The sequence below is a fragment of the Streptomyces sp. NBC_00887 genome (genome assembly GCF_045207585.1).
In genome coordinates this window covers 95858-111108 of the sequence record NZ_CP108789.1, presented here as the reverse complement: position 1 = coordinate 111108, position 15251 = coordinate 95858, and the positions used below count along the sequence as shown (strand labels likewise).

Sequence of the window (15251 nt, the reverse complement as noted above, 5' to 3'; positions counted from 1 at the left end):
ACGTCAGTCGCCGAACACCGCTGTGCGCGGGCTGACGTCGTGGGCGATGCTCACACCTTGAAGGTGCGAGGTCTTGAGCATCGGATAGTTGGCCTCGCCGAAAGCCCCGCCGGTCAGGCCGGTGCCACCGTGGCTGGGCAGATAGGGCAGAAAGCCGATGTGGGAATCGTTCACCTTCAGCAGGCCGCCGTTCACGACCCGTTGCACGAAGGTGTCGATGACGCCGGAGTCGCGAGCCCAGAACGAGTTGCGCAGTCCGTATTCATTGGTATTGACGAAATCGATGAAACTGTCCAGAAGTTTATCGTCGTCGGCGGTTTCGGGGACGATGACGGGAATCAGCGGGAAGAAGGTCTCGTGCCGAACGATCTCGTGGCTGCGCGCTCCGCTCAGCCCGTTCACCCGGACCACCGTGGGCTGCAGGAAGACGCCGGTCTCGGAGGGGGTGCCGTCGATCTCGGTGCGTCGACCACCGGTGACGAGTTCCGCGCCGGCGTCCAGGGACTGGCGGAGCAGGGCGAAGAATTTCTCGCTGCGCCGGACCGGGGAGAGCAGCACGTCCTCGTCCTCGGGATAGCCGGGGCGCACGGCCTCGGCCCGCCGCTTGACCTCGGCGATCAGTTCGTCCGCCCGGTCGGGGTGGACGAGCACCCAGTTCGGCACCATGCAGATCTGCCCGGAGCCGTAGAAGGCCTCGGCGATGGCCTCGGCCGCGTACGGGATGTCCGCGTCCCGCCAGACGACGACACCGTCGTTGCCGGCCAGTTCGAGGATCGGTTTCTTGCCCTGGGCCACGCAACGCTGCTGGAAGCGCAGACCTTCCTCGGTGCCGCCGATGTAGAAGATGTCCTGGATCAGCGGGCTCTGCAGCCAAAGGTCGATCGTCTGACCCGGGTTGCTGCACACCGCGTTCAGCGTGCCGGGCGGGGCGCCCACCTCGTCCAGCAGCGGGGCGATGAGCTCGCGCAGGACGAACATCGTGCTCAGCGCGATGGACCGGGGTGCCCGTACCACCACCGCGTTCCCGGCCATCAGCGCCAGTACGGACAGGGCCGCGCTGGGGGCGGGCGCGTTCTGCGGCGGATTGAACGCCACGACGCCGTCCGGCTGCCGGCGCACGATGAGACGCCGCCCGCCGTGCCGGAACTCCGTGTGCATCCGCTCCTGGTACCAGCCCAGGCTCTCCTCGCTGAACACCTGCAACAGACAGCTGAGCTCCCAGCGGGCCAGCTTCAGCGGGTGCGCCTCCGCGGTGAGGAGCTCCAGGAACTCCTCCTGGCGGCGCAGGAGTTCCTCCCGGAAGCGCACACCCAGCCGCATGCGCCGCTCCAGCGGGACCGCGGCCCAGGCCGGCGCCGCCGCCGCGGCGGCCTGGGTGGCCAGGTCGATGGCGGTGTCACCCGCCACCGCGCACCGGCCGACAACGTACGGGTGGTTGGCCGCGTCGGACCGCTCGTCCTGCTCCAGGGACCGCTTGAGCCGGACGCTGGTGAAGACGTCCTCCAGGAGGGAGCGGGCACTGACCGTGTACACCCAGCCTGTGCCTTCGACGTCCTTGCCGCCGATGTAGAGCTTGTAGTTGCGCAACGGCTTCTCACGGCCCTCGACCATCGTCAGCCTTCCATTCGACCGCCTCGAAATTTGGTGAACAACTGCATCCTGGCGACGAGGTCTGACTGCGGACTGACCCACTGCTGACACACACGGAAAAGCAGGAAAGCGGTCACGGAAAAATTCTCCGTGACCGCTTCTCGTATTACCGTGTGATTCTTGCGGAGAGGGCAGGATTCGAACCTGCGCGGGCGGCGAACCACCCGACCAAACCATGGGTCCGGCCCCCGATAAGCCTCTCCGGGCACCTCTCCTCGTGTCCGTCCGGAACGCTTCCCGGTCTCGGTCACAAACATGACTCTGCAGTGTCGGGCTGACTCGGCGCTGATATCCGACTGACACCGTAGGGACGCGGAAAAGGCTCTATCGAGGCTCCAGCGGGCAGTGCTTCACTCCTCCCCGTCCGCCGGAACCGACCAGTGGAAAGCGAGTGAGGCCGTATGACTACGGCAGCCACCCGAGAGGCGTCGTCCGACGTCATTCTCGAGGCCATCAGAAAACACACCCAGGCCGGGAACCCCAGCTCGTTCCTGGCGATGAACACCGGCAACGAGCTCTTCACCCTCCCCGACACCGACGGGATCGTGGTGTACCGGCGGGCCGCCCGCCATCTGGTGCAGTTCGGCGGCCCCTTCGCGGCACCCGACAGCTGTGAACGCCTGCTCACCGCCTTCGACCGGTACGCCCGGGAGCAGGAACTGCGGGTGGTGGCCGTACAGCTCCAGCGCGCCGACGCCGAGATCTACGCGCGCATGGGGTGGACCGTCAACCAGATGGGTGCCTCGTGGGCCGTCGGCCTCGCGGACTTCACGCTGCGCGGCACCCGGTTCATGCAGTTGCGCAACAAGATCTCCCGGGCGTTCCGCAACGGCCTCCAGGTGCGGGAGACCGACATCGGGGACGTGCGGGAGGCGCTGGCCGCAATCGACGCCGGCTGGCTCGCCGACAAGGGCGAGCACGCCCGGCCGCTGGAATTCCTCGTCGGCCAGACCGGAGGGGCCGCCCAGCGGCACCGCAGGCTCTTCGTCGGAACGATCGACGGCGCGCCGGTCGGCTACATCTCGTACTCGCCTGTCCTCGGCGCCCGGGCGGGCTGGATGCACGATCTGAGCCGACGTCTGCCCGGCGGCTCCCCCGGGGTGATGGAAGCCATCAACAGCACCGCCATCGAGGTCTTCCGCGCCGAGGGCGTGCCGTGGCTGCACTTCGGTTTCACCCCGTTCACGGGCCTGGACCCGGCGCACGAACTGCCTTGCCACAGCCCGGCCTTCGCCTGGCTGATGAGCTTTCTGTGGGAACACGGCGAGGACCTGTACCCCGCCCGCACGCAGCTCGCGTACAAGGAGAAGTGGGGTCCTGATGTGATGCTGCCGGAGTACGTCGCCTTCCGCGGCCAGGCGTCGCCTGTCTCCTTCGCCCACATCTTCCGCGCCTGCAATGCCTTCTGAGTCCGCGTCTTCGAGGAGGACCCCATGCCGGAACAGCAGTCCACAGCAGAACTCCAGGAGGCCCTGGTGGCGTCGCTCCTGGCCGTCATCGGCGCCCCGGACGACGAGGACGCGGCCGCCGCGGCGGACGCCGCGCTCAACGATCTGGACGCTGTGCTCGGTGCCGCCGGCTGACGGCGGCGGGCGCCGTCCCGCGGGGCTGCCGCACGTGATCTCCCGTGTCACGCCGGCCTGGCGTGCACCCGCACGTCGTCAGGTACGTACAGCCGTTCGTCGCCGGACAGCAGCGACTGGTGCAGCCTGCGCAGCCGTTCGGAGGGCTCCAGCCCCAGCTCGCGGTCGAGCGTCGTACGCAGCTTCTGGTACGTCTCCAGCGCCTGCCACACCCGGCCCGCCCGGTACAGCGCGATCATCAGCTGCTCGTACAGCCGTTCGTGCAGCGGGTACCGGGCGGCGAGCACGGTGAGTTCGCCGAGCACCTCCGCGTGCCGGCCCAGCCGCAGTTCGGCGGCGACGCGGCACTCGACCACGCCCAGCCGCGCCTCGTTCAGCCGCAGCACCTCGATCTCCAGCAGCGGCCCCGCCACGACATCCACCAGGGCCGGTCCACGCCACAGCTGAAGTGCCCGGCCCATCAGCCGGGACGCGGACTCGTCGTCCCCCGCGTGGACAGCGGCCCGGCCGGCGATCATGAGGTGCTCGTGTTCGTGCACGTCCACCTCGCCCGGCTGGGCGTTGAGTTGGTAGCCGCCGTGCGCGGTCTCCAGGATCTCCTTGGCGGACAGCACCTCGTCACGGCCGAGCGCACGGTCGATGCCCCGGCGCAGATGAAGAACGTAGGTCTGGAGCGTGGTCATGGCGCTGCGCGGCGGGTGCTCCCCCCACAGCTCCTCGATGAGCGAGGGAACCGGGACCACCTGACCCGCTTGCAGGGCTAACAGGGCCAGGACTTGGCGGGGCTTGGCCGCGGACGGGGCGAAGGATCCACAGCGTTCATGTGCGGTCATCGCCCCCAGTAGTTTGATCTCCACCGAATCAACTCCTCAGGCAGGCATATGGCTCCGGCACGGTGTACCGGTGGCTGGGCCAAGCGTCACAGGGCGTGGAAGGCCGGGACAGCGACCGACTCATGCCGAATGCGGGAAGATTTCCCGGCCATGGCCTGAGAAATTCATACCTCAGCGCTGGAGATCTCCTGCAACGGCTGGAGGCGGCCGCTGAGGAACATGCCGCGCACGGCGGACCGGGAGAGCCGGCCGCGGAAGTTGCGGCGCACGGTGCCCGGCCGCACGAGCACCACCGTGCCGGGTCCCACCTCGAACTCCGTGGTGATCCGGCGGAGCAGCCCGCTGCCCAGTCCCCACAGGTCCACATCGTGGCCCAACCCGTCGCGCACCTCCTGCACCACGACCAACCGGTCCCTGCCCGGTGCGAACGGGACGCCGAACGCGGCCCCGTGCAGGCACAGTTCGCTGCTCTCCCGGACGGAGCGTTCGACGTCCTCCGGGTGCACCAGCAGGACACAGGCGGCCCGCCCCGGGACCTTGATGCCCTCCCGCAGGCACCCGCTCATATAGAGCTCGCCGTCGTAGCGGACGGCCTCGTCGCCGGTGCTCAGCCCGTTCACCCGCAACACGCCCACCCGCCCCTCCGCCATCTCGGCCCCGGTGTCCGGGGCGGCGACGCACAGCTCGGGACCCACGCTGCTGCCCACGCTCACGAGGGTCCTGAACGGCTCGCCCGGGGCGGCGTCGCGCATCACACCTCGGTTCAGTGCCTTCTCCGCCACCCGCCGGGCGGCGGACTGTTTGCCGGAGTCCGTTACCGGGCGTGCCGCCACCGGGAAGGGGGACTCGGGGGGCGCCAGGCAGGAGACGAACGCCTCCGGGTCGAAGCCGGCGGCGGCGAAGCGCTCGCCGAAGGCGCGTCTGACGTCCGGCTGCTGCGGCGCGGCGCAGATCACCGCCGTCTCCCAGCGGCCGAGGTCGAGCGCGGACAGCTCGGCGTCCGTGGTCCGCTCGGTCGCGAGCTGGTAGCCGTACGTGCTGGTGAGGCCGGTGGTGATGCCGAAGTCGCTGATCGCCCGCAGCCACTGGGCCGGCCTGCCCCCGGGGTCGCCGACCGGGACCAGCACGCCTGTCGCGCCCAGCCACAGCGGGTGCAGCAGGTGCATGATCAGACCCGTGCCGTACCGGTAGGGCAGCAGACCGCCGATCCGGGAGCGGGCGGAGGAGCGCAGCACCCGCTGCGCCCAGGGCTGTCCCTCCGCGAGCATCCGGTAGGTCAGCCGGGTCCCGCGCGGGGCCGTCGCCGGTCCCGGCCCGTACAGCAGCAGGGCGTCGTCGTCGGGTCGGGGGCCGGGCGGGGGCGTTTTTGCCACCGCGTCGGAGTCGGCCGCTTCGATGGCCAGGCAGACGGTGTCCCCGAGTCCTGCGCGGGCCAGCTGCTGGGTCAGGGCGGGCGCGTCCGCGCGCTCGGCCAGGACCAGTTCGGCGCCGCAGTCACGGACGACGGCGAGCAGCCGCTCGGCCCGGTGCGCATGGGCGTCGACGGGTACGGCGGTGGCCCCGGCGTAGAGGCAGCCGAGCAGCGCGGCAGCGAAGTGCCGTCCCCGGGTCGGGGCGACGAGCACCGGCCGGCCCGCCGAGCCGTGCGCCACGATCCAGGCCGCGACGGCGCGGGCCCGCAGGTCCAGTTCCTCGTAACTGATGGTGTCGGCCGCCAGCCGTCCACCGGCCGCCTCGTACAGGAAAACGCAGGCGTCTTTGCCGGGCGTCGTCCGCACGTTGCGAGCGACCACGTCAGTGAAGGTGTGCTGGGACTGATCCGGCATGACTCCCCCTAAAGACCTCCGGCCGAGTATCTGCCCGGGTGCTCGAGTCTCACTGGACTGCGGCGCTCCGCGGCCGGGGCGGGAGCGGATGCAGCCGTGCTCAGGGTGGTGTCGAGCGCGGTGTCAGCCCTCGGTCAGCGGGCGCTGCGAAGGTGCGGCGCACCACTGCCCTTGCAGTGGACTCCCCCTCATCGTCACATCGTCACCGACAGTTCCAGGAGAGGGCGTACGGAATCATGAGAAAGCCCCGTCTGCGGCGCAGGCAACTGTGGCGTCTGTCCTTCGGTCTCGCCATGGTGGGACTGACCTCCACCCTCCTCACCGGAGCGGGACAGGCCAAGGAGTCCCCCGCCCAGTCGACGTCCCGGATCACCGCATCCGACGGCACCCAGTACACGGCGACCAATCACCTGCTCCCCAGTGCGCGCGGGCACGGCCGCGAGTGGATGCTCGCCTGGGCGGGCTCCGCCGACCCGACCAAGCCGGACTTCATGGCGGTCATCGACGCCACCAAGGGGTCGGCCTCCTACGGCGAGGTCGTGAACACCGTCACCATGGGGCCCGGCCTGGCCAACGAGCCGCACCACATGCAGTACGTCTGGCACAAGGGCGACCGGCTGTACGCCGGCGGCCTGAAGTCCGACACCACCTTCGTCTTCGACACCAGCCGGCTGCCCAGCCTGCGACTGGCCGGCGTCAACGTGGCATCGGACACGCCGTGCGGCACGATGCCGGACGCCTACCAGGTGCTGCGGGACGGCACCGCCTACGGCTCCTTCCTCGGCGGCGGCGACGTGGCCGGGCCGTGCACCTACACCAACGGCGAGGTCAGGACCGGCAACGGGGCCGCCGGGTCGCCGGGCGAGATCGTTCTCTTCGACCGCAACGGCAAGACCCTGGCGGAGATCCCCGCGGCCACCGCCGCCGGCGAGGACCCGAAGCTGTGCGGCAACGTGCCGGTGCTGAAAAAGGCGACCTGCGCCAACCCGCACGGAATCATGGTCAACGAGCGACGCAACATCCTGGTCGCCAGCGACTTCGTCGAGGCCGCGGCCTTCACCTCGCCCGAGGCCCCGCTGCGTGAGGACCTGGCCCGGCCCACCGTGCGGGTCTGGGACATCAGCAACCGCAAGGACCCGAAGATGCTCTCCGTGAGCAAGGTGCCGGACGGTCCCCGCGCACAGCTGGAGAGCGACCCCATCTGGTACGAGTCACGGGTGCTGATGGAGCCCGCGCTGCCCAACAAGCCGGAACACAAGGGCGCGTTCGTGTCCTCCATGACCGGTGGCGCCGTCTTCTACACGCCCGACATCAAGGCGCCGAAGCCGGTGTGGAAAGAGATCATCGACGACACCAGCGCCTACCGCGAGGCCGGTGCCGAACCGGACGTCCGCGGCGGCGGCGACAACTCCAGCTGGCTGATGGTCAGCCCCGACGACCGTTTCCTCTTCCACACGGTCATGGGTGTGCCCAAGGGCTACGGCCAGCCGCTCGACAAGACCACCGGCATGGTCTACGTCCTGGACATCCGCAAGCTGCTGGCCTCGGGCGACAGTCCCAAGTGCTCCGTCGACCGGCTCAAGGAGGTCTTCGACGGCGGTCAGGAGCACGACTGCCCGGCCGTGGTGGGCACCCAGATGATCCGCGACGTCACCGACGGTGGCCCGCACTGGGGCGCCATGGACAACTTCGCCCAGAACTCCGACGGAACCTGGAAGGAGACGAAGAAGATCAAGCGGCTCGCCGTGGCGAACTACTTCATCGCCGGTGCGTTCGGCGGCGACGGCGACCACCGGGTCTGCATGCTCAACCTGACTGACCAGGGCAAGCTGAGCATGGACAGGTCGTTCCGCGACGAGTACACGCACAAGCCGTGCGTGAGCTTCAACCGGACCTCCTGGCCGCACGGTGACAACGGCGACGCCCGGCCGCACGGCGTGCTGTTCACGGTCAGCGACGGCGTACTGAAATGACCGACTCGTCTCCCGTCCTCGGCAGCGCGCTGCTGCTCGCCACCGCCGTGCTGCTGGCAGGCAGCACGCTGGGGCTGCTGCTGCTGCGGGGCAGGCGGCTGCGCGGGATCCCGGCCACCACGGCGTTTTTCGCCGCCGTGGTGGCCGGGGCCGTGTTCGCGGGCGCGGCCGTGCCGGACCGCGGCGAACCGCAGCAGACCGCCGCACCCCAGCGGCCCGGCGTTCCCTCGGTGCACAAACTGCACCTCGGCGGACAGCACATGACCGTCATGGTCGTGCCGAACAGGCCCGGCCCCAACCTCGTCGCGGTGGGCGGCACGGAGACGGTCGCGGCCGGCGCCGACCGCGACCGTCTCACCGCGGGGACCGTGCGGGCGGGCAGCGCCCAGAGGTGGGTCCCGGTGAACCTGCCCGCGGGCGAGAGCCGCCTGTGGGTCTCCGCCGCGGGCGCCAAGACCTCGATCGAAGTGAACACCGGCGCACGGGCCGACACTCCCGCGGCGCTGCGCGGGGCGGACGGCCCCGAGTGCGCGGCCGCCGCGGCCGGCGCACTGGTCGCGGGCTCCGTACGGACGCTCACCAGCTGTCCCTCGGACAGCCTGGCCGCCACCGACCGCTCGGCCCTGCGCTCCGTCGTGGCCTTCCTGGCCGGGCGCGGTACCCGCACGGCGGCGCTCGTCAGCGACGGCTCCCCGCGCGGAAAGGCCGCAGCCGCGGTGGTGCGCGCCGCCGCGGCCGACGCCCGGATCACCCTCGCGGCGCCCACCAAGGGACCGGGCACGGCGAAGGCGGCCCGCCCGCTGATCGTCGTGGCGGGCTGGCAGGAAGCGGAGAGCACGCTCCGGGCCGTGGCCGCGGGCCGGCTGCGCGCACAGGGGAGTTACCTCGCGCCCTGGCTGCTGACGCGCCCGCTGCTGCTCCCCGGCGCGGGCCAGCTCATCCCGCTGCGCTACGCGCCGCGCACCGAGCTGCCCATGGCGTACGTGTCCGCGCTGTCCGCACGGCTGCCCGGCGAATATCCGTCGGGGGCCGGCTACGAGGGGTGGCGGCGGACCATGGGCGGCGCTGCGACAGACGACGCCGGCTCGGTGCGGCTCTACGCCACCGCGGTGATGTACATCCCCGGCTCACCGCTGTCCGGCCCCGCCGCGGGCGAGCACCGGCACAAGGGCACCACGACCGCCGACTGGCTGCCCAACGGGATGATCGCCTCGGTGGCGGGACCGTTCAAGGAGGAGGGGGCGTGATGGCCACGGGGCCGGCGCCGAGGCGGCGCAGACCGGCCTCGGGGCGCGACGGGGGTCAGTGGGCGCTCGGTGGCCGGACCGCGCTGAACGGGAACGACGGGATGAAACAGGCCCAGGACCCGCTGCGGGTGCGCGAGCGGATCGAGGGGGTGTACGAGCGGCAGGGGTTCGCCGCCATCGACCCGGGCGGCCCGCACGGACGATTCCGCTACCGGGACGGCCGTCCGGGGCCCGCTGAGACCTTCGCCCACTGGGTCGGCCGGGCCGGCGAGGAGGAGCTGCGATGACGACGCCCGCTCTTCGCTGGCAGCAGCTGCTGAGCCATCACGACCGCATCCACCGGCTGGCCCGCTCCCGCCTGCGCGGCGCGGCGGAGGCGGAGGACTGCGCCCAGGAGGCGCTGCTGCGGGCGGCCGCGTTCGACGCGCTGGACGAGAGCCGCATCGGCCCCTTCCTCACCTCCGTCACCCTGCGGCTGTGCACCGATGTGCACCGCCGGGAGGAGCGCGCGCGCCGGGTGCTGCGCCGGGTGCTGCCCGGGAACCCGACAAGCCCCGAGGAGGCGGTCTGCGCGCGGGCGGAGGACGCGTGGATGCTGCGGCAGGTGGGGCGGCTGACCGGTCTGGAGCGCGAGGTGATGCTGGCCCGCCGGGAGGGGATCGGCACGCGCGAGTACGCCGCCCGCAACGGCATCTCGGCCAAGGCCGTGGAGGGCGCCTACACGCGGGCGCGGGCGCGGCTGCGGCGCTGGTACGACCACAGCCTGGCCTGCTGACCCCGTACGACCGGTGACCCGGTCAGGCGAGCGCCGCGCGCAGCAGCCCGGGAATCTCCTCGGCGGGCACCCGCTCCAGCTCCGCGATCCGGTCGGCCACCTCCTTGCTCCCGCCGGCGCCCAGGAACTTCTCCCGGACGAGTGCGGCCGTCGGCGTGCCCCCCGTCGCGCCGACGCCGCCCACCGGTACGTCCTGCTGACGGGTCGCCGAACGGCCGTCCCGCAGACGGACCGTCACCCGGGACGGTGTCACCTTGCGCACGCCCCGGAAATCCCGGCTGGGCGGCGGCAGTTCGCCCACCAGGTCGACCAGCCATCGGCCGTCGCCCTCCCAGCGGGCCCCGAACTCGGCCAGCCACTCGGCGGCCCTGTCGCCGGCCTGCCGCAGCCCCTGGCCGAAGGGCACGAGGTTGTGGAAGAGGTCGTACGTCATCTGCTCGTCCAGGACGATCCGGACGCGGTCGGCCAGCTCCCAGCGCTCCGGCTCCTCCAGTGCCGGCGCCGTGAAGTCCGCGACGGTCAGCTCTCCGGTCAGCAGCGTGGTCGCCAGCAGGTAGGGCAGCGCGAACACCAGGGCGCCCACCGGTGAGTCGGGGCCGCACATCCGCTCCTGCGCCCACCGGGCGACCAGCGCCGTGTAGAGCGAGGTGGCGACCTCGACGGACTCGATATCGCCGGCGCGCACCGCCCCCAGCTCCCGGTACAGCTCGATGCCGCAGTCCACGGCCGTGTCCATGCCGGGGCCGCCCGGATGGACCTTGAAGGATGTGGTCCGCGTGTGCCAGCGTTCGCCCAGGCACTCGGTCACCGCCTCGGGCAGCGGCAGTTCGGCGAACGCGCGCAGGAACCCGTCGGGGTTCTCCAGCAGATCCCGGCAGCCGGTGAACCCGGCCTCGGCCGCGTCGCAGGCGTCCAGCCCCACGGCTACCGGCGTCGACGCGCTGAACACCTTGGAATCGCCGCCCAGGAAGCCGGCGATCACGGTGCGCGGCGGCAGGCCGAGTCCCAGGCCGAACGCGTTCGCCCACAGCTCCGCGGGGACGCCGGCGCCCCGGAGCCGGCCGGCGACGGCGCCGGCGACATGGGTGTGCGCGGCGGTCTGCCCGCGGAAGGGACCCAGTGTCACGGCGGCGGTCACCCGCGCCGCGCACTCGGTGGCGACGACGACGGATGTCAGCAGGCCCGCCCCGTCCAGCCGCTGCCCGGCCGCGTAGGCCATGGGGACGGCGACCGTCGAGTTGGACAGGTGCCCGGCATACGCGGTGTCGTCGAAGTGCAGCCACGAGCCGAGTCCCGCCAGCACGTACGCGGACCGCCGGCTGTCCTGCTGCAACGGCTCGCCGAAGCCGGCGACGAGCCGCCGGCCCAGCGGGTGCGCGGCGCCGTAGCGGATCGCCGCGCACTGGGAGAGGATCTGCAGCTTGGCAACTTCCACGACGTCCCCGGGGACGTCGCCGAAGCGGACGCCGGCGGCCCAGGCCGAGAGTTCTTCAGTGAGGGTCATGCCCGGTGTTACGCCCCGGACACCGCCGGCCCCCCGACACAACGGAAATGAGGGCGGCGCCGCACGAGCGCGTAATGCCGTTGGGCGGCGCCTGCCGCCCGCATTCTCGACGTGAAGGGGCCCCTCCGTGCTCATCCCACACCAGCCCTCCCGCATGACCGCGGGCCTGGCCAGCAACACGGCTCGACTGACCGCACGCATCCGGGCCGTGGACGCCGCGCTCGAACCCGGCCGGCGGATGCTCGACGACCCGTACGCGCGGGCGTTCATCCCCGGCATGGAGCTGCCCGACACGCCCGCGGACGCGGAGCGGTGGCTGACGGAGAACGCCTGGCAGGAGGGTCCGTTCTTCGCGATCGTCCTGCTGCGCCAGCGCTGCTTCGAGGACTACCTGCGGCGGGCGGCGGCCGCCGGGATCCGGCAGGCCGTGCTGCTCGGGGCGGGCTACGACTCGACATCGCTGCGGCTGACCGACCTCACCGCGATGCGCTGGTACGAGGTCGATCACCCCTCGACCCAGGCCGACAAGCTCGACCTGCTGGGCCAGAGCGGGATCGAGACCCCGGATGTGCACTACGTGCCGGTGGACTTCGAAGCCGGCGCCTCGCTGGCCGACGCGCTCGCCGGGGTCGGGTTCGACCCCCAGGAGCCGTGCGTGGTCGGCTGGCTGGGGGTGGCCTTCTTCCTGCGCCCCGACGCGTTCCGGCACACGCTGAAGGAACTGTCGGAGCTGTGCGCGAGCGGCAGCACGCTCGTCTTCGACTACATGGACCAGTCCGTGCTCGACCACACGACGCCCTACCCCGCGGTCCTGTCCAAGGCACAGGAGGTGGGGGCCCGGGGTGAGCCCTACCTGACCGGGCTCACCCCGGAGACCGCCGGGGAGGCCGTACGGCGGGCGGGCTTCTGGCCGACCGCGCAGTTGCGGATACCGGACCTGATGCGGGAGTACGGCGGCACCGATCCGTACTGCAGCGCGGACGACTTCATGGGGATGGTCGTGGCCGAGCGGCGCTGACGAGCGAATCCGACCGGGACTCGAGCTGGACCCGAGTGTCCCGTCAGTACCCTGTCATCACGGGCAGTCATCGTGAGGGCACCCAACATGACGCAGGGGCGGACCGTTCACGTCTGGGAGGACGCATGGTGCAGGGCCGGCGGGCGCGAAGAGGGCTGCTGGTCGCCAATCCCCTCGCGGGCAGGCGCAGTGCGGGTCTCATCGACGCGGTGGTACGCCACAGCTCCCGCCGGCTGGAAGACGTACGCGTGGTGCGCACGGCCTACCCCGGTCACGCGGAGCAGCTCGCGGCGGCGACCGCCGACGGAGCGACCGACGTCCTGATCACGGTCGGCGGTGACGGCACGACCCGTGAGGCGGCCGCCGGTCTGGCGCGGGCCCACCGGGAACAGCCGCACTCGCCGGGCGCGGCGCTGGTGAACGTGCCGGCCGGCACCGGCAACTCCTTCTACCGCGAGATCTGGTCGGACCGCCCCTGGCCGGACGCCCTGGACGCCGCCCTCTCCGCCGGAAACTCCCGCGTCCGCCACGTCGACCTGCTGCAGATCAGGGAGACCGGCACCCCGGTCGTCCTCGGGACCGGCTCCGGCTTCGTCGCCGAGGTGACCCACGCGGCCGCCCGGCACGCCGGCGTCACCGGCCGGGAACGCTACCGGCGGGCCCTGGACGAGGTCCTTCGCAGCACGAAGCCCTACCCCGGCCGGATCCAGGTGGACGGCGCGCTCCTGCACGAGGGCGACATCCACCTGACGAACGTCGGCGGCGGGCGCTACCGGGCCGGGCACTACCAGTTGCTGCCCCGGTCGGTGCCGGACGACGGCCTGCTCGACATCTGCGTCATGACCGACGGCAAGCACCTCGCCGACCTGCTCGAGCTCAGCCGCAGCGGACGCCATCTGGAGCGTCCCGGGGTGCTCTACGCCCAGGGAACGGAGATCGTCGTGGAACGCACCGACGGCGAACCACTCGTCCTCGAGTACGACGGCGAGCCGGAGACCGGCGACTTCTCGCGCTGCACCATCGGGATATCCGCGGGCGCGCTGCCCGTGCTCGCGCCCCTCTCCTAGCCGCGCCGGGAAGAGCGTGCCCCGCTCCCCGCCCGGCTCATCACAACCCCCCGACCAACGAACGGAAAGGCCAGTCATGCCCATTCAGCACAGCGACGTCCTGTTCTACACCGGTGTCGCCACCGCGGAAAGCGGCCGCGAGGGCCGCGTCTCCTCCGACGACGGCAAGCTCGACGTCATCGTCAGCCAGCCCAAGGAACTCGGCGGAACCGGCCGCGGCACCAACCCCGAGCAGCTCTTCGCCGCCACGTACAGCGCCTGCTTCCACGCCTCTCTCGCCATCGTCGCCGACGAGGAGAAGGTGGACATCACCGGATCCAGCGTCACCGCCCGGGTCTCGATCGGCAAGAACAACGACGGCTTCGGCATCCTCGCCGACCTCACCGCGAGCCTTCCCGGTCTCGAACCGGCCGTCGCACAGCGGCTGTTGGACAAGGCACACGCGATCTGTCCGTACTCCAACATGACGCGGAACGGCATCGAGGTAAGCCTCGAGGTCGGCTGACAGGAGATCGCCACGAGAGAGGGAGCGACATCACATCATGGTGAGCACGGCGGCGCAGCCGCCCGTCACGGATCTGCTGCGGCTCAGCCCGGAGTTCGTCAGCAACCCGTATCCGGTGTACGCGGAACTGCGCCGGCAGGCTCCGGTGCACCACGTCAGGACACCTGACGGGGACCATGTGTGGCTCGTCGTCGGACACGAGGCGTGCCGCGCCGCGTTCACCGACCCGCGGCTGAGTCGGGAGTGGCGCAGGTCCGGCCGCATGCATCAGATCAAGAGCACCGACGAGGACGATCCCAATCTGGCGCATCTGCTCATGGCCGATCCTCCGGACCACACCCGGCTGCGGCGGCTGGTCTCCCGGGACTTCACACCGCGCCGGATCGCCGCACTGGCGCCGCGCGTCCAGCAAGTCGCCGACGATCTGCTGGACGCCATGCTGGAGAGCCCCGGCCGGCGGGCCGATCTGGTGGCGGCGTTCGCCTTTCCCTTGCCGATGACGGTCATCTGCGAGCTGCTCGGCGTCCCGCAGTTGGACCGCGACGCGTTCAGCGGCTGGTCCACCCAGGCGATCGCGCCCACCAGCGGACCCGAGCAGGCCGCCGCGTACACCGCGCTCACCGCCTACTTCACCGATCTGATCGCGGACAAGCGCGGCAGTCCCGGCGAGGACCTGCTCAGCACGATGATCCACGCGGTGGACGAGGGCGGCGACCGACTGTCCCCGAACGAACTGATCGGGATGTGCAGCCTGCTGCTGATAGCCGGGCACGAGACCACGGTCAACCTGATCTCCGGCGGCATGCGCGCGCTGTTCGCCCACCCCGCCCAGGCCGCGTTGCTGCGCGCCGATCCGGACGGCCTGCTGGACGGCGCCATCGAGGAGTTCCTCCGGTACGACGGCCCGGTGGAGACGTCCACCGGACGGCTCGCCCTGTCCGACGTCGAGCTGGGAGGGGTGCTGATCCCGGCCGGCTCGACCGTGCTCATCGCCATCGCTGACGCCGACCGGGATCCGAAACGGTTCGAGGCGCCCAACGAGTTCGACATCCGCCGTGACGCCCGGGGGCACATCGCCTTCGGCCACGGCATCCACTACTGCCTGGGCGCCCCGCTGGCCCGGATGGAAGGCCGCATCGCCCTGCGCTCCCTGCTCGAACGCTGCCCCGACCTGGCCCCGGACGCGGACCCGGCCACACTGCCCTGGGTACCCGGCATGCTGATGCGCGGTGTACGACGGCTGCCGGTGTGCTGGTGAGAACCGCGCCCC

At 71.3% G+C, this 15251-nt stretch carries 14 protein-coding genes and 1 tRNA gene; 10 read left to right on the top strand and 5 right to left on the bottom strand.

Annotated features, from left to right (window positions below):
* Nucleotides 1-3 precede the first annotated feature (3 nt).
* Nucleotides 4-1611: an aldehyde dehydrogenase gene (locus OG844_RS46075; RefSeq protein ID WP_331734512.1), complete on the bottom strand. Its 1608-nt coding sequence runs from the start codon at nt 1609-1611 to the stop codon at nt 4-6.
* Nucleotides 1612-1773: 162 nt separating this feature from the next.
* Nucleotides 1774-1865: transfer RNA gene (locus OG844_RS46070), tRNA-Met, on the bottom strand.
* A gap of 186 nt (nt 1866-2051) precedes the next feature.
* Here OG844_RS46070 and OG844_RS46065 point away from each other — a divergent pair.
* Entirely contained in the window at nt 2052-3059 is a 1008-nt protein-coding gene (locus OG844_RS46065; protein WP_331734506.1) for a DUF2156 domain-containing protein, read from the top strand.
* Nucleotides 3060-3083: 24 nt separating this feature from the next.
* Complete coding sequence (locus OG844_RS46060) at nt 3084-3233, top strand: hypothetical protein (protein ID WP_331734499.1); 150 nt, start codon at nt 3084-3086, stop codon at nt 3231-3233.
* A 47-nt stretch (nt 3234-3280) separates the two neighbouring features.
* Here the strand turns inward: OG844_RS46060 and OG844_RS46055 are convergent, their stop codons facing one another.
* A complete protein-coding gene (locus tag OG844_RS46055; RefSeq protein ID WP_331734494.1) occupies nt 3281-4090 on the bottom strand; it encodes an AfsR/SARP family transcriptional regulator in 810 nt (269 codons plus the stop codon).
* Between the two features lie 140 nt (nt 4091-4230).
* The gene (locus OG844_RS46050; RefSeq protein WP_331734489.1) at nt 4231-5892 is read right to left on the bottom strand and encodes an AMP-binding protein; all 1662 of its coding nucleotides are present in this window, start codon (nt 5890-5892) and stop codon (nt 4231-4233) included.
* Between the two features lie 236 nt (nt 5893-6128).
* Here OG844_RS46050 and OG844_RS46045 point away from each other — a divergent pair, with 236 nt between their 5' ends.
* From OG844_RS46045 to OG844_RS46030, 4 genes are read left to right on the top strand one after another with little or no spacing between them, the layout of a single operon-like run.
* Nucleotides 6129-7865, top strand: coding sequence for a hypothetical protein (locus OG844_RS46045; protein WP_331734484.1), 1737 nt, complete (start codon nt 6129-6131; stop codon nt 7863-7865).
* Entirely contained in the window at nt 7862-9112 is a 1251-nt protein-coding gene (locus OG844_RS46040; protein WP_331734481.1) for a hypothetical protein, read from the top strand. The genes OG844_RS46045 and OG844_RS46040 overlap by 4 nt, the downstream gene beginning before the upstream one ends.
* On the top strand, nt 9112-9399 hold the full coding sequence (locus tag OG844_RS46035) for a hypothetical protein (protein ID WP_406396459.1): 288 nt from the start codon (nt 9112-9114) through the stop codon (nt 9397-9399). The genes OG844_RS46040 and OG844_RS46035 overlap by 1 nt, the downstream gene beginning before the upstream one ends.
* The gene (locus tag OG844_RS46030) at nt 9396-9887 is read left to right on the top strand and encodes a sigma-70 family RNA polymerase sigma factor (protein WP_331734471.1); all 492 of its coding nucleotides are present in this window, start codon (nt 9396-9398) and stop codon (nt 9885-9887) included. The genes OG844_RS46035 and OG844_RS46030 overlap by 4 nt, the downstream gene beginning before the upstream one ends.
* 22 nt (nt 9888-9909) lie before the next feature.
* Here the strand turns inward: OG844_RS46030 and OG844_RS46025 are convergent, their stop codons facing one another.
* Nucleotides 9910-11391, bottom strand: a complete 1482-nt coding sequence (locus OG844_RS46025; RefSeq protein WP_331734466.1) for an MmgE/PrpD family protein — start codon at nt 11389-11391, stop codon at nt 9910-9912.
* 127 nt (nt 11392-11518) lie between these two features.
* Between OG844_RS46025 and OG844_RS46020 the strand changes: the two genes are divergently transcribed.
* The 4 genes from OG844_RS46020 to OG844_RS46005 all read left to right on the top strand — a co-directional run bounded on the left by OG844_RS46020 (nt 11519) and on the right by OG844_RS46005 (nt 15239).
* Nucleotides 11519-12409, top strand: coding sequence for a class I SAM-dependent methyltransferase (locus OG844_RS46020; protein ID WP_406396457.1), 891 nt, complete (start codon nt 11519-11521; stop codon nt 12407-12409).
* Nucleotides 12410-12534: 125 nt separating this feature from the next.
* Complete coding sequence (locus tag OG844_RS46015) at nt 12535-13476, top strand: diacylglycerol kinase family protein (RefSeq protein ID WP_331734459.1); 942 nt, start codon at nt 12535-12537, stop codon at nt 13474-13476.
* Between the two features lie 76 nt (nt 13477-13552).
* Nucleotides 13553-13981, top strand: coding sequence for an organic hydroperoxide resistance protein (locus tag OG844_RS46010; RefSeq protein ID WP_331734456.1), 429 nt, complete (start codon nt 13553-13555; stop codon nt 13979-13981).
* 37 nt (nt 13982-14018) lie between these two features.
* On the top strand, nt 14019-15239 hold the full coding sequence (locus tag OG844_RS46005; protein WP_331734453.1) for a cytochrome P450: 1221 nt from the start codon (nt 14019-14021) through the stop codon (nt 15237-15239).
* The last annotated feature ends 12 nt before the right edge of the window (nt 15240-15251 follow it).

Excerpts from the sequence above, each read along its gene's own strand:
- OG844_RS46075 (WP_331734512.1), bottom strand. The coding sequence starts at position 1,611 with ATGGTCGAGGGCCGTGAGAAGCCGTTGCGCAACTACAAGCTCTACATC.
- OG844_RS46065 (WP_331734506.1), top strand. The coding sequence starts at position 2,052 with ATGACTACGGCAGCCACCCGAGAGGCGTCGTCCGACGTCATTCTCGAG.
- OG844_RS46060 (WP_331734499.1), top strand. The coding sequence starts at position 3,084 with ATGCCGGAACAGCAGTCCACAGCAGAACTCCAGGAGGCCCTGGTGGCG.
- OG844_RS46050 (WP_331734489.1), bottom strand. The coding sequence starts at position 5,892 with ATGCCGGATCAGTCCCAGCACACCTTCACTGACGTGGTCGCTCGCAAC.
- OG844_RS46045 (WP_331734484.1), top strand. The coding sequence starts at position 6,129 with ATGAGAAAGCCCCGTCTGCGGCGCAGGCAACTGTGGCGTCTGTCCTTC.
- OG844_RS46040 (WP_331734481.1), top strand. The coding sequence starts at position 7,862 with ATGACCGACTCGTCTCCCGTCCTCGGCAGCGCGCTGCTGCTCGCCACC.
- OG844_RS46035 (WP_406396459.1), top strand. The coding sequence starts at position 9,112 with ATGGCCACGGGGCCGGCGCCGAGGCGGCGCAGACCGGCCTCGGGGCGC.
- OG844_RS46030 (WP_331734471.1), top strand. The coding sequence starts at position 9,396 with ATGACGACGCCCGCTCTTCGCTGGCAGCAGCTGCTGAGCCATCACGAC.
- OG844_RS46025 (WP_331734466.1), bottom strand. The coding sequence starts at position 11,391 with ATGACCCTCACTGAAGAACTCTCGGCCTGGGCCGCCGGCGTCCGCTTC.
- OG844_RS46015 (WP_331734459.1), top strand. The coding sequence starts at position 12,535 with ATGGTGCAGGGCCGGCGGGCGCGAAGAGGGCTGCTGGTCGCCAATCCC.
- OG844_RS46010 (WP_331734456.1), top strand. The coding sequence starts at position 13,553 with ATGCCCATTCAGCACAGCGACGTCCTGTTCTACACCGGTGTCGCCACC.
- OG844_RS46005 (WP_331734453.1), top strand. The coding sequence starts at position 14,019 with ATGGTGAGCACGGCGGCGCAGCCGCCCGTCACGGATCTGCTGCGGCTC.